The organism is Bacillus sp. AR2-1, from assembly GCF_008368755.1.
Classification (GTDB): domain Bacteria; phylum Bacillota; class Bacilli; order Bacillales; family Bacillaceae_G; genus Bacillus_A; species Bacillus_A wiedmannii.
On sequence record NZ_QORY01000008.1, the window covers coordinates 233,364 to 246,875 of the forward strand.

The following is a 13,512-nucleotide window of genomic DNA, read 5'->3' on the forward strand; positions in this document are numbered from 1 at the left end:
GTAAAACACTAGGGGGAAACGACAATGACATTAGAAATCTTCGAATACTTAGAAAAATATGATTATGAGCAAGTAGTATTTTGTCAAGATAAAGAATCTGGTTTAAAAGCAATCATCGCAATTCATGATACAACACTTGGACCAGCTCTTGGTGGAACAAGAATGTGGACATATGATTCTGAAGAAGCGGCGATTGAAGATGCATTGCGTCTTGCAAAAGGGATGACATACAAAAACGCAGCAGCTGGCTTAAACTTAGGTGGTGCGAAAACAGTAATTATCGGTGATCCACGTAAAGATAAGAGCGAAGCGATGTTCCGTGCGTTAGGACGATACATTCAAGGACTAAACGGACGTTACATTACAGCTGAAGATGTTGGTACAACAGTAGATGATATGGATATTATTCACGAAGAAACTGATTTTGTAACAGGTATTTCACCATCATTCGGTTCTTCTGGTAACCCATCTCCAGTAACTGCATACGGTGTTTATCGTGGTATGAAAGCAGCTGCGAAAGAGGCTTTCGGTACTGATAATTTAGAAGGAAAAGTAATTGCTGTTCAAGGTGTTGGTAACGTAGCGTATCACCTATGCAAACATTTACATGCTGAAGGAGCAAAATTAATCGTTACAGATATTAATAAAGAAGCTGTACAACGCGCGGTAGAAGAATTCGGTGCATCAGCAGTTGAGCCAAATGAAATTTACGGTGTTGAATGTGATATTTACGCACCATGTGCATTAGGCGCAACAGTTAATGACGAAACTATTCCACAACTTAAAGCAAAAGTAATCGCAGGTTCTGCAAATAACCAATTAAAAGAAAATCGTCACGGCGACATGATTCATGAAATGGGTATTGTATACGCACCAGACTATGTTATTAATGCTGGTGGTGTAATTAACGTAGCAGACGAATTATATGGATACAATAGAGAACGTGCACTAAAACGTGTTGAGTCTATTTATGACACAATTGCAAAAGTAATCGAAATTTCAAAACGTGATGGCATTGCAACTTATGTAGCAGCAGATCGTTTAGCTGAAGAGCGCATTGCAAGCTTGAAAAACTCTCGTAGCACATACTTACGCAACGGTCACGACATTATTAGCCGTCGCTAATCATTCATATATTACTTTTACAAAAGGTGTGGTTACCTCTTATGAGGTTTCCACCTCCTTTTGAATTTATTAGTGGAGGTAGCAACAGTGTCTTTAAATCGAATTCTTGTTATTAATCCGGGTAGTACATCCACAAAAATTGGTGTTTTTGATAATGAAAGGCCCGTTTTAGAAGAAACTATTCGTCATGACGAAGAACAAATTGGAAAATATAAGAGAATTATCGATCAATATGAGTTTCGCAAAGAAACGATTTTAGAAGTTCTACATTCTCACGGTATTAACATTTCGAAGTTAAACGCAGTTTGTGGGCGTGGGGGATTACTTCGTCCAATCGAAGGCGGAACATACACAGTAAACGATTCGATGTTAGAAGATTTGAAAAATGGGTTTAGCGGTCATCATGCTTCAAACCTTGGAGGCATTTTGGCATATGAAATCGCTTCTGGATTAAATATTCCGGCATTCATAGTAGATCCTGTCGTTGTAGATGAAATGGAGCCGGTTGCTCGTATAAGTGGTATTGCTGGTATGGAACGTAAAAGTATTTTCCATGCATTAAACCAAAAAGCAGTTGCTCGTAAAGTGGCTGAAGAATTAAATCACAAATACGAGGATTTAAATTTATTAGTTACACATATGGGTGGCGGTATTACAGTTGGTGCTCATAAAAAAGGAAAAGTTATTGATGTGAATAACGGCTTAAACGGAGAAGGCCCATTTAGTCCAGAGCGTGCGGGTACAGTACCGGTAGGGCAATTAGTGGAGATGTGTTTCTCTGGTGAGTATTACCGTGACGAAATGGTTAAAAAACTTGTTGGACAAGGTGGACTTGTAAGCCTAATCGGTACAAATGATGCGATCAAAGTAGAACAAATGGTTGAAAAAGGTGATCCGGAAGCAACTCTTATTTATAAAGCAATGGCATATCAAGTTGCAAAAGAGATTGGCGGAGCTAGCGCTGTACTTCACGGGAAAATTGATGCAATCGTTTTAACTGGTGGACTTGCGTACAGTAAAATTCTTGTTGATGAAATAAAAGAACGTGTTGACTGGATTGCAGATGTTATCGTACATCCAGGGGAAGATGAATTACAAGCATTAGCAGAAGGAGCACTTCGTGTATTACGTGAAGAAGAAGCGCCGAAAGAGTATGTTGTACGAGAAAAACAAACAGTAGCTAGGGGTTGAGATAATGGCAAGAGAATATGATTTAGTCATCGTTGGCGGCGGTACTGGTGGATATGTTGCTGCTATTCGAGCATCACAACTAGGTTTAAAAACTGCACTTGTTGAAAAAGAAAATCTTGGTGGTACTTGTTTGCACAAAGGATGTATTCCTAGTAAAGCTCTTTTACGTAGTGCGGAAGTATACACAACTGCTAAAAAAAGCGAAGAGTTCGGAGTTATTGCAAGTAATGTAGAACTAAACTTTGCGAAAGTGCAAGAGCGTAAAGAGAAGATTGTAACGCAACTTCATAAAGGTGTTCAACACTTAATGAAACAAGGTAAAATTGATGTGTTTGAAGGTATCGGCCGTATTCTTGGCCCATCTATTTTCTCTCCAATGCCAGGGACAATTTCAGTTGAACTTGCAAGTGGAGAAGAGAATGAAATGTTAATTCCAAAAAATGTACTTGTTGCAACAGGTTCTCGTCCGAATTCGTTACCAGGTTTAGAATTAGACGGAGAGTATGTAATGTCTTCCGATCATGCCCTAAAAATGGAAACGCTTCCTAGCTCAATTATTATCGTTGGTGGCGGTGTAATCGGTATTGAGTGGGCATCTATGCTTGCTGACTTCGGTGTAGAAGTTACAGTATTAGAGTATGCGAAAACGATATTACCACTAGAAGATCAGGACGTTTCAAAAGAAATGCAACGTCTATTCAAGAAAAAAGGTATTAAAGTGGTAACTGGTGCAAAAGTATTACCAGAAACATTGGTAAAAGATAACGGAGTAACAATTCAAGCTGAACATAACGGTGAGAATAAAGAATTTAAAGCAGAAAAAATGCTTGTATCTGTAGGAAGACAAGCCAATACGCAAAATATTGGTTTAGAGAATACGGATATCGTTGTGGAAAAAGGATACATTCAAACAAATGAGTTTTATCAAACGAAAGAATCTCATATTTACGCAATCGGAGATGTAATCGGCGGCTTACAACTTGCTCACGTTGCTTCTCATGAAGGAATTGTTGCAGTAGAACATATTGCTGGTAAAGAAGTTACACCAATTGATTACTCTATGGTATCAAAATGCGTATATAGCAGTCCAGAAGTTGCTTCTGTCGGTTTAACAGAACAAGAAGCGAAAGAAAAAGGCTATAAGTTAAAAGTAGGTAAGTTCTCATTCCGTGCAATCGGAAAAGCACTTGTATACGGCGAATCAGATGGTTTCGTAAAACTTGTAGTTGATGAAGAAACAAATGACATTCTTGGTGTTCATATGATTGGACCACATGTAACAGATATGATTTCTGAAGCTGGTCTTGCAAGAGTACTTGATGCAACACCGTGGGAAGTAGCACATACAATTCATCCGCATCCATCATTATCTGAGGCGATTGGTGAAGCAGCATTAGCTGTAGATGGAAAAGCGTTACACGCATAAAAATGTGGATTTAGGAGGTTATGAAAAATGGCAGAAGTAAAAGAAAAGCGCCATGAAGAGCTTGGCTTAAGTGATGAGCAAGTATTAGAAATGTTCCGTACGATGTTACTTGCACGTAAAATCGACGAACGTATGTGGTTATTAAACCGTGCGGGTAAAATTCCATTCGTAATTTCTTGTCAAGGACAAGAGGCTGCACAAGTTGGAGCAGCATTCGCTCTTGATAGAGAGAAAGATTATGCATTACCATACTACCGTGATATGGGTGTTGTACTAGCGTTCGGTATGACAGCTAAAGAGCTTATGTTGTCTGCTTTCGCGAAAGCTGGAGATCCAAACTCTGGTGGTCGTCAAATGCCTGGTCACTTCGGTCAAAAGAAAAATCGTATTGTGACAGGATCATCTCCAGTAACAACGCAAGTACCACATGCAGTTGGTATTGCATTAGCTGGAAAAATGGAAAAGAAAGATTTAGTAACGTTTGTTACATTTGGAGAAGGTTCTTCAAACCAAGGTGACTTCCATGAAGGGGCAAACTTTGCTGGTGTACACAAACTACCTGTTATTTTCATGTGTGAAAATAATAAATACGCAATCTCTATTCCAGTTGAAAAACAATTAGCATGTAAAAACGTATCAGACCGTGCAATTGGTTACGGTATGCCTGGATATACAATAGACGGAAACGATCCACTTGCAGTATATAAAGCTGTAAAAGAGGCAGCAGACCGCGGCCGTCGTGGTGAAGGCCCAACTTTAATTGAAACAGTATCATATCGTTTAACAGCACATTCTAGTGACGACGATGATCGTGTTTATCGTGATAAAGAAGAAGTAGAAGAAGCAAAGAAAAAAGATTCAATCATAACATTTGCAGCTTATTTAAAAGAAGCTGGCGTGTTAACTGAGGAATTTGAAAAACAAATGTTAGACGAAATTATGCATATCGTAAATGAAGCAACAGAATATGCAGAAAATGCTCCGTATGCAGCACCTGAAGATGCATTGAAGCACGTATACGCAGAATAGGGGGGAACGTTTCATGGCTGTAATGTCTTATATTGATGCTATTACATTAGCAATGCGCGAAGAAATGGAACGCGATGAGAAAGTATTTGTTTTAGGTGAAGATGTTGGTAAAAAAGGTGGCGTATTTAAAGCGACACACGGATTATATGATCAATTTGGTGAAGATCGTGCGCTTGATGCACCGCTTGCAGAATCTGCAATTGCTGGGGTAGCAATTGGTGCGGCAATGTATGGTATGCGTCCAATCGCTGAAATGCAGTTTGCTGATTTCATCATGCCAGCAGTAAACCAAATTGTTTCTGAGGCAGCAAAAATTCGTTATCGTTCTAATAACGATTGGACTTGTCCAGTTACAATTCGTGCGCCATTTGGCGGCGGTGTTCACGGTGCATTGTATCATTCACAATCTGTGGAAGCGATGTTTGCGAACCAACCAGGTTTAAAAATTGTCATTCCTTCTACACCGTATGATGCAAAAGGTTTATTAAAAGCCGCAATTCGTGATGAAGATCCAGTATTATTCTTTGAGCATAAGCGTGCATATCGCTTAATTAAAGGTGAAGTGCCAGAGGATGATTACGTATTACCAATCGGAAAAGCAGATGTAAAACGCGAAGGTGATGATATTACTGTTATCACGTACGGATTATGTGTTCACTTTGCTCTTCAAGCAGCTGAAAAGTTAGCGCAAGATGGCATCTCTGCACATGTTCTTGATTTACGTACTGTATATCCATTAGATAAAGAAGCAATCATTGAAGCAGCTTCTAAAACAGGTAAAGTTCTTCTTGTAACAGAGGACAATAAAGAAGGAAGTATTATAAGTGAAGTGGCAGCAATTATTGCTGAAAACTGTCTGTTTGATTTAGATGCGCCAATCGCACGTCTTGCAGGTCCAGACGTTCCAGCAATGCCATATGCACCAACAATGGAAAAATTCTTTATGGTAAATCCAGATAAAGTTGAAAAAGCAATGCGTGAACTTGCGGAATTTTAATCGGGGGGACTATACATGGCTGTAGAAAATATCACAATGCCTCAGCTCGGGGAGAGCGTTACAGAGGGTACAATTAGTAAATGGCTCGTTAATGTTGGCGATCATGTAAACAAGTATGATCCACTTGCAGAAGTAATGACTGATAAAGTAAATGCTGAAGTACCATCTTCTTTCACTGGTATTGTGAAAGAATTAATTGCTGGTGAAGGTGAGACGTTAGCTGTAGGTGAAGTAGTTTGTGTTATTCAAGTAGAAGGCGCAGATGAAGTAGCAGCGACAGCTGTTGAGGAAAAAACTAAAGAAGAACCAAAGTCAGAAGTAGCTACGTCTGAAAAAGCACCGAAAGCAAAACAACCAACTGATGGAAAACCACGTTTTTCACCAGCTGTTTTAAAACTTGCAGGTGAGCATAATGTTGATTTAGATTTAGTAGAAGGTACGGGAGCAAATGGCCGTATCACTCGTAAAGATATTTTAAAGCTAGTGGAATCTGGAAATATTCCGCAAGCAGGTGCGAAGAAAGAGGAAGCGGTAGCAGCAGTAGTAGAAGCGCGTCCAGAAGCACCAAAAGCAGCGCCAGTAGCACAAAAAGTAGAAACTGCAAAACCAGTTTCTGTATCAACAATGCCTGGCGATATCGAAATTCCAGTAACAGGTGTGCGTAAAGCAATTGCAGCGAACATGTTACGTAGTAAACACGAAGCGCCACATGCTTGGATGATGATTGAAGTAGATGTGACAAACCTTGTGTCATACCGTAATTCAATTAAAGGTGATTTCAAAAAGCGCGAAGGCTTTAATTTAACGTTCTTTGCTTTCTTCGTAAAAGCAGTAGCGCAAGCGTTAAAAGAGTATCCTCAAATCAATTCAATGTGGGCTGGCGATAAGATCGTTCAGAAGAAAGATATTAACCTTTCTATCGCTGTTGCAACAGAGGACGAACTATTTGTACCAGTAATTAAACACGCGGATGAGAAGACGATTAAAGGTATTGCTCGTGAAATTACAGAGCTTGCAGGAAAAGTACGTACGAAATCGTTAAAAGCGGACGAAATGCAAGGTGGAACATTTACAATTAATAACACAGGATCATTTGGTTCTGTTCAATCTATGGGTATTATTAATTATCCACAAGCGGCTATTTTACAAGTTGAATCAATTGTAAAACGCCCAGTAATTATGGATAATGGTATGTTCGGTGCTCGCGACATGGTTAACTTATGTTTATCACTTGATCACCGTGTACTAGATGGCTTAATTTGTGGTAAGTTCTTAGGACGTGTAAAAGAAATTTTAGAAAATACGTCAGAAAATAATACATCTGTATATTAATAAAAAGCTCGCTTATGCGAGCTTTTTATCATCTTATTTCTTCATCTACATCCTACTATATGTATAATATCTTCCCCAGTAATCTTACAATGAACGATTATGTATTAGGAATTTATGAAAATACATTGCTGATATATGGTATATGGATATAAAATAAGAAAAGAATAATTTTTTTGGCAAATCTTACTGACGAAACTGTAGTATAATATATTGTATTGTATGAAAAAGAGAGTTATTCTATATAAGTGTTTTATAGATAATGTGTAATCAGTCGTCAAAACATGAAGAATGTTGACTCCTGGTTTTTTATTTTGCTGTAACAATGTTTCAGGAGGATGTCATGAAAAGAAGTACCGAGTTTCTAAAAAGTTTAGATGTAAAATTAATATTAATTTTGTTAGCATTATGTGTTACGAGTATAGCTGCTATATATAGCAGTCAGCAAACTGGACAATATGGGGCTGAGAATTTTGCTCTGAAACAAGGTGTTAACTACATAATTGGGATTGTAATGTTACTTCTTGTTGCAAGTGTTGATTCAGATCAGCTACAAAAACTATCTTGGCCATTGTATATTGCTACATTTGCTTCGATTATTTTGTTGAAGATATTACCAGTTTCAAACTTTACACCTGAAATACTTGGGGCGAAAAGATGGTTTAGGTTTCCGGTAATTGGATCTATTCAACCGTCGGAGTTTTTCAAAATTGCACTGGTTATGTTAGTAGCAAATTTAGCAGTAAAACATAATGCACAGTATATGGTTCGAACATTTAAAACAGACCTAATATTAATAGGAAAGGTAATGTTAGTAGCTATTCCTCCTACGGCTGTTGTATATAGCCAACCGGATACAGGTATGGTGTTCTTATATGCTGCTGCAATTGCATGTATTTTATTTATGTCAGGTATTCAGAAGAAATTGATAGCGTTATGTACAATTATTCCGGTGACCATAGTATCGGCGTTAATATTTATTTACGTAAGGTATGAGGATTTCTTCTTTAATAATTTAGTTACTTTACTAAAACCTCACCAACAATCACGTATTTTAGGTTGGTTAGATCCATTTGAACATACAGATCAAGGTTATCAAACACAGCAATCGATCTTAGCTGTAGGTAGTGGCGGTATGGAAGGGAAAGGATTTGGCGAAGGGAACGTCTATATCCCTGAGAAGCATACTGACTTTATTTTTGCTACAATTGCCGAAGAAGGTGGATTTATCGTAGCAGCGTTAGTTGTATTCTTGTTCCTATTACTACTATATCGAACAATTATTATCGGTTATTCTGCTGATAATTTATTCGGTACATTATTATGTGCTGGATCAATCGGAATATTAACGGTTCAAATATTCCAAAACATCGGTATGATCGTTGGATTAATGCCTGTAAAAGGGATTGCATTACCGTTCTTATCGTATGGGGGAAGTTCCTTGTTCTCGAATATGATTATGATGGGTCTCATATTATCGGTACGGAAAACGTATAAAAAGTATATGTTTTCTGTTAAGTAAAAAAGCTGGTTCGTGTAAATACGAACCAGCTTTTTTACATATATGCTCTTAAACGTTGCAAACTAAAACAAAGTAGCAGTTTGAGACGGGTAAGGAGTGCAAAGTGATGCATATGCATATTTTTGAAGGGGCACGGCATCTTTCCAATAGTGAATGGGTTATTCGGGCTATTATAGCATACATATTTTTAATATTAGTTGCGAAAGCGATGGGACAAAGATCCATCGCGCAACTTCGTTTTTTAGATGTCGTATTAGTATTATTGCTTGGTGGAAATATTTCTAACGCATTATCTGATGAAAAAGTAGGATTACTCGGATCAATGATTACAACGTTCATACTCGTTGTACTTCACATTATAAGCTCAGTCTTAATGTTGAAATGGGATAGATGGAGACGCTTTTTAGAGCCAGCACCTATTATTCTTATACACAATGGTTCCATTGATTTTAGCAATTTGAAAAAAGCGAGAATTACGGTGGAATATTTATTTTCGGAACTTCGTATGCGAAATGTGAGTGATATTCAAAAGATTAAATTAGCATTATGGGAAGCGAACGGTGTCGTTTCTATATTTCAGTATCCAGAATATGAAGCAGTTTCGCGGTTTGATCTGAAAGTGGCGGGAAAAAAATCTCCAGTTTCATTTGTATTAGTAAAGGATGGGAGCATTCAGAAAGATGTTCTTGCTTTATTAGGGAAAACAGAAGAATGGGCGAGAGAATTTCTAGAGAAAAACGCAGAAGTTGAATCCATTATGTTAGCTACAGTAGATGAAGCACATAAAATAAATATTTTGTTAAAAAAATGAAAAATATACGCATTTTGTCGTTTCATACATATGATACAATAGTGTGGACAACGAAAAAGGAGGCGATACGATGGGATATGTAGAAGAATTACGAAAAATAGTTGGTCATCGCCCTTTAATTTTAGTTGGTGCTGTTGTACTCGTTATAAATGAAAATGGGGATGTTTTATTACAGCAAAGAACAGAGCCTTACGGAAAATGGGGATTGCCTGGCGGATTAATGGAGCTTGGCGAATCACCAGAAGAAACAGCTTGCCGTGAAGTATATGAAGAGACAGGAATAGAAGTGAAGAACTTGCGATTAATTAATGTATTTTCGGGAGCGAATTATTTTACAAAACTAGCAAATGGTGATGAATTTCAATCCGTAACGACAGCCTATTATACGGATGAATATGAAGGGGAGTTTGTTATGAATAAAGAAGAAGCGGTTCAGCTTACATTCTTCCCACTAACAGAACTACCTGACTATATTGTAGGATCGCATAAAAAAATGATTGGTGAATATATGAAGATTATGGAAAAAGAGATATAATAATAGTGAAAGAAATACAAAAACACAGTTCTGGTCGGTAGTCCAGACGCATGATTTCATGTCAGTAACCTTCCCCTCCGGGATGTCCAGTATTTCTAATTTTTTTAAAGGAGGGGCTGTCAATGGATTTGACAGTATATCACGATGGTCAATTTTTCGTAGGAATTATTACGCATAAAGAAAAAGGAAAATTGTATGGAGCAAGGTATATTTTTGGAATGGAACCTTCAGATGAAGAAGTACTTATATTTGTGAATGGTCCAATGTTAGCATATTTCCAGCATGTTGCAAAATGCGGTGTGGAAGTGGAAGAAAAACAGCGTCCAAAAAATATAAAACGTATCATACGACAAGCGGCAAAAGAAGTAAATGTAAAGCGTTTTACTAAGGCACAAGAAGCGATTAGTTTATCTTATGAATTGTATAAACAAGAAAAGAAAGTGCAGTCTAAAGAGAAGCGAGAAGCTGAAAAACAAAGAAGACGTTTAATTAAAGTACAAAAAGCAAAGCAAAAGCATCGTGGCCATTAAAAAAAAGGTGTTAGAGCAAGGGCTCTAACACCTTTTCTATGCCTAAATACAAGTAAACTTACTTGTATTTCATAAACATTAACTGGTAAGATACAAATAGATAGTTTTAGAGGAGGGAAAAGATTGATTAATTTTAACTTTTTTATGAATGATGTTGTCCGCCAAGCGCGTGAAGAGATTGTCTCTGCTGGATATACAGAATTGACGACGCCGGAAGCAGTAGAAGAAGCGTTTAAAAGAAATGGAACAACACTTGTAATGATAAACTCTGTATGTGGTTGTGCAGGTGGTATTGCTCGTCCTGCTGCTGCGCATTCCGTACATTATGATAAACGTCCTAACCATCTTGTAACGGTGTTTGCAGGTCAAGATAAAGAAGCGACAGCAACAGCTCGTGAATATTTCGAAGGATATCCACCTTCTTCTCCATCATTCGCTTTATTAAAAGATGGAAAAATTGTAACGATGGTAGAACGTCATGAAATTGAAGGTCATGAACCAATGCAAGTTATTGCAAAACTACAATCTTATTTCGAAGAAAATTGTGAAGAACTATAAATATAAGCGAAAAGGCGGTACGTCCACAATGAAGTGGATGTACCGCCTTTTTTTATTTAGTATTAAAATTTATGGGACATGCATATTTTTGTTGTTTTATGCAATATTTTATACATTCAAAACGGTGTTTGTATTGATATTTTATTTATTTTTATTTTATATATTGCATAAAAATTAAAGTGCTGATACAATACAAACATCGAATAAATATTCTATTAAACTTTTAAATATACATTATTAGGGGGAAGAAAGATGAAGAAGTTATTATCAATATCGTTTGCACTTATTTTAATTGTAAGTATGTTCAGTGCTTGTAGTAATGGGGAAGAAAAGGCTACTGGAAAAAATAAGAAAGTACTGGTTATGGGGACTTCAGCAGATTATAAACCATATGAATACGTAGAAGCTTCAAAAAGTGATGAAATTATCGGCTTTGATGTTGATGTTGCTAAATATATCGGAAAAGAACTTGGTTATGAAGTGAAAGTGAAAGATATGGATTTTGGTGGTTTATTAGCATCCCTTAGCTCAGGAAAAGTTGATTTCGTAATGGCAGGTATGACGCCAACGTCAGAGCGTAAAAATAATGTTGATTTCACAGATATATATTTTGTTGCGAAAAACATGGTCGTTTCTAAAAAGGATTCTGATATTCAATCTGTAGAGGATTTAAAAGGGAAAAAAGTAGGGGTACAAACAGGATCTATCCAAGAAGAGAAAGCAGCAGAATTTAAAAAACAAGTAGATTTCAAAGTTGAGGGACGTGACCGTATACCAGAAATTGTACAAGAAATTAAAGCTGGTCGTTTTGACGCTGCAATTATAGAAGACACAGTTGCTAAAAATTATTTAGAAAAAATGAAAGAATTACAAGGAATTGAAATTAAAGAAGCACCAGAAGAAGTAGGAGCAGCAATTGCCCTTCCGAAAAACAGTGATAAAACAGCAGAATTTAATAAAGTAATTAAAAAAATGCAAGAAAATGGAGAAATGGATAAATTAGTGAAGAAATGGTTTGGCAGCGAAAAATAAGCTGCCTTTCACTTTTCTGTGAGGGGAATGAAAAGAATGAACTTAGATTTTTCGGCGATTACGCCTTCGATACCATATATACTAAAAGGCCTAGAAGTTACTTTAAAAATTGTAGCAGTATCAGCGTTAGTTGGGTTTATTTTAGGAACGTTATTAGCGCTTTGCAAAATTGCTAGAATACGAGCATTAAATATAGCGGCAGATTTTTATACATCAATTTTCCGTGGTACACCACTTGTATTGCAATTAATGATTATTTATTTCGGTGTCCCGCAAATAATTGGTTATGAAATACCAGCATTCGTAGCAGCTGTATTAGCATTTAGCTTAAATTCAGGTGCATATATGTCAGAGGTAATTCGTGCCGGCATTCAAGCGGTTGATAAAGGACAAACAGAAGCAGCGATGGCTTTAGGAATTCCTTACGGGAAAATGATGCGAAATATCATTTTCCCTCAAGCATTAAAAAATATATTACCAGCGCTTGTGAACGAGTTTGCGACACTTACGAAAGAATCGGCTGTAGTAACAGTAATAGGAGCGACCGATTTAATGCGCCGTGCTTACATTGTAGGCGGTGAAACGTTTAAATATCTTGAACCATTACTTTTTGTTGGACTCATTTATTATATGCTAGTCATTATTCTTACATTAGTCGGGAAGGCAATTGAAGGGAGAATGAAGAAAAGTGATTAAAATTGAAAACCTTCATAAATCATTTGGAAAAAACGAAGTATTAAAAGGGATTACAACAACGATTGAAAAAGGGGAAGTAGTAGCAATTATTGGACCGTCTGGATCAGGGAAATCAACATTTTTACGTTGTATGAATGTGCTAGAAGCACCGACAAATGGTCACATTTGGATTGGAACGGAAGAAGTAACGAATCCGAAAACGAATATTATGCACGTTCGTGAAAATGTCGGAATGGTATTTCAGCATTTTCACCTATTTCCTCATATGACTGTATTAGAAAATATTACGTATGCTCCTATCAATGTAAAAGGAGTAACGAAACAAGAAGCTGACAAGAAAGCCGAGAAACTTTTAGAAAAGGTCGGTTTATTAGATAAAAAAGATACGTATCCGAATCGTCTTTCGGGGGGACAAAAGCAACGTGTAGCAATTGCGAGAGCGTTAGCGATGGAACCAGAAGTGATGTTATTTGATGAACCAACATCAGCACTAGATCCAGAGATGGTAAAAGAAGTGTTAGAAGTTATGAAATCATTAGTTACGACAGGAATGACAATGGTGATTGTTACACATGAAATGGGATTTGCAAAAGAAGTAGCAGATCGTGTTCTCTTTTTAGATGGTGGAAAGCTTGTAGAAGATAGCGCGCCAACAGAATTTTTTGTAGCACCGAAAAGTGAACGTGCGCAACAATTTTTACAAAAAATATTGTAATATGTAAAGGTTGCGT

Annotated in this window: 14 protein-coding genes; all 14 read left to right on the plus strand. The window is 37.1% G+C overall.

Features of this window, described 5'->3' with window-relative positions; all coding sequences use genetic code 11:
• The first annotated feature begins 24 nt into the window (after nt 1–24).
• Complete coding sequence (locus DT250_RS10895; protein ID WP_000171359.1) at nt 25–1,125, plus strand: leucine dehydrogenase; 1,101 nt, start codon at nt 25–27, stop codon at nt 1,123–1,125.
• 87 nt (nt 1,126–1,212) lie between these two features.
• Nucleotides 1,213–2,316: a butyrate kinase gene (gene buk, locus DT250_RS10900; RefSeq protein ID WP_000056197.1), complete on the plus strand. Its 1,104-nt coding sequence runs from the start codon at nt 1,213–1,215 to the stop codon at nt 2,314–2,316.
• 4 nt (nt 2,317–2,320) lie between these two features.
• Complete coding sequence (gene lpdA, locus DT250_RS10905) at nt 2,321–3,742, plus strand: dihydrolipoyl dehydrogenase (RefSeq protein ID WP_149213044.1); 1,422 nt, start codon at nt 2,321–2,323, stop codon at nt 3,740–3,742.
• A gap of 27 nt (nt 3,743–3,769) precedes the next feature.
• Nucleotides 3,770–4,771 (plus strand): 3-methyl-2-oxobutanoate dehydrogenase subunit alpha, encoded by a 1,002-nt coding sequence (gene bfmBAA, locus DT250_RS10910; RefSeq protein WP_000852549.1) that lies wholly within the window; start codon nt 3,770–3,772, stop codon nt 4,769–4,771.
• A gap of 13 nt (nt 4,772–4,784) precedes the next feature.
• Entirely contained in the window at nt 4,785–5,768 is a 984-nt protein-coding gene (bfmBAB, locus tag DT250_RS10915) for a 3-methyl-2-oxobutanoate dehydrogenase subunit beta (RefSeq protein ID WP_000290073.1), read from the plus strand.
• Between the two features lie 15 nt (nt 5,769–5,783).
• Complete coding sequence (locus DT250_RS10920; protein ID WP_149213045.1) at nt 5,784–7,100, plus strand: dihydrolipoamide acetyltransferase family protein; 1,317 nt, start codon at nt 5,784–5,786, stop codon at nt 7,098–7,100.
• 340 nt (nt 7,101–7,440) lie between these two features.
• Complete coding sequence (locus DT250_RS10930; RefSeq protein ID WP_088123370.1) at nt 7,441–8,619, plus strand: FtsW/RodA/SpoVE family cell cycle protein; 1,179 nt, start codon at nt 7,441–7,443, stop codon at nt 8,617–8,619.
• Nucleotides 8,620–8,725: 106 nt separating this feature from the next.
• On the plus strand, nt 8,726–9,430 hold the full coding sequence (locus DT250_RS10935; RefSeq protein ID WP_149213046.1) for a DUF421 domain-containing protein: 705 nt from the start codon (nt 8,726–8,728) through the stop codon (nt 9,428–9,430).
• A 70-nt stretch (nt 9,431–9,500) separates the two neighbouring features.
• On the plus strand, nt 9,501–9,965 hold the full coding sequence (locus tag DT250_RS10940; RefSeq protein WP_087985159.1) for an NUDIX hydrolase: 465 nt from the start codon (nt 9,501–9,503) through the stop codon (nt 9,963–9,965).
• Between the two features lie 122 nt (nt 9,966–10,087).
• Nucleotides 10,088–10,495, plus strand: coding sequence for a YjdF family protein (locus tag DT250_RS10945; RefSeq protein WP_073516449.1), 408 nt, complete (start codon nt 10,088–10,090; stop codon nt 10,493–10,495).
• A 144-nt stretch (nt 10,496–10,639) separates the two neighbouring features.
• Complete coding sequence (locus DT250_RS10950) at nt 10,640–11,053, plus strand: BrxA/BrxB family bacilliredoxin (protein ID WP_162862814.1); 414 nt, start codon at nt 10,640–10,642, stop codon at nt 11,051–11,053.
• Nucleotides 11,054–11,305: 252 nt separating this feature from the next.
• Complete coding sequence (locus DT250_RS10960; RefSeq protein ID WP_149213047.1) at nt 11,306–12,085, plus strand: transporter substrate-binding domain-containing protein; 780 nt, start codon at nt 11,306–11,308, stop codon at nt 12,083–12,085.
• A 36-nt stretch (nt 12,086–12,121) separates the two neighbouring features.
• The gene (locus DT250_RS10965; RefSeq protein ID WP_001046922.1) at nt 12,122–12,781 is read left to right on the plus strand and encodes an amino acid ABC transporter permease; all 660 of its coding nucleotides are present in this window, start codon (nt 12,122–12,124) and stop codon (nt 12,779–12,781) included.
• A complete protein-coding gene (locus DT250_RS10970) occupies nt 12,774–13,496 on the plus strand; it encodes an amino acid ABC transporter ATP-binding protein (protein WP_087985156.1) in 723 nt (240 codons plus the stop codon). Before DT250_RS10965 ends, DT250_RS10970 begins: the two co-directional genes overlap by 8 nt.
• Nucleotides 13,497–13,512 lie beyond the last annotated feature (16 nt).

Excerpts from the sequence above, each read along its gene's own strand:
- DT250_RS10895 (WP_000171359.1), top strand. The coding sequence starts at position 25 with ATGACATTAGAAATCTTCGAATACTTAGAAAAATATGATTATGAGCAA.
- lpdA (WP_149213044.1), top strand. The coding sequence starts at position 2,321 with ATGGCAAGAGAATATGATTTAGTCATCGTTGGCGGCGGTACTGGTGGA.
- bfmBAA (WP_000852549.1), top strand. The coding sequence starts at position 3,770 with ATGGCAGAAGTAAAAGAAAAGCGCCATGAAGAGCTTGGCTTAAGTGAT.
- bfmBAB (WP_000290073.1), top strand. The coding sequence starts at position 4,785 with ATGGCTGTAATGTCTTATATTGATGCTATTACATTAGCAATGCGCGAA.
- DT250_RS10920 (WP_149213045.1), top strand. The coding sequence starts at position 5,784 with ATGGCTGTAGAAAATATCACAATGCCTCAGCTCGGGGAGAGCGTTACA.
- DT250_RS10930 (WP_088123370.1), top strand. The coding sequence starts at position 7,441 with ATGAAAAGAAGTACCGAGTTTCTAAAAAGTTTAGATGTAAAATTAATA.
- DT250_RS10935 (WP_149213046.1), top strand. The coding sequence starts at position 8,726 with ATGCATATGCATATTTTTGAAGGGGCACGGCATCTTTCCAATAGTGAA.
- DT250_RS10940 (WP_087985159.1), top strand. The coding sequence starts at position 9,501 with ATGGGATATGTAGAAGAATTACGAAAAATAGTTGGTCATCGCCCTTTA.
- DT250_RS10945 (WP_073516449.1), top strand. The coding sequence starts at position 10,088 with ATGGATTTGACAGTATATCACGATGGTCAATTTTTCGTAGGAATTATT.
- DT250_RS10950 (WP_162862814.1), top strand. The coding sequence starts at position 10,640 with ATGAATGATGTTGTCCGCCAAGCGCGTGAAGAGATTGTCTCTGCTGGA.
- DT250_RS10960 (WP_149213047.1), top strand. The coding sequence starts at position 11,306 with ATGAAGAAGTTATTATCAATATCGTTTGCACTTATTTTAATTGTAAGT.
- DT250_RS10965 (WP_001046922.1), top strand. The coding sequence starts at position 12,122 with ATGAACTTAGATTTTTCGGCGATTACGCCTTCGATACCATATATACTA.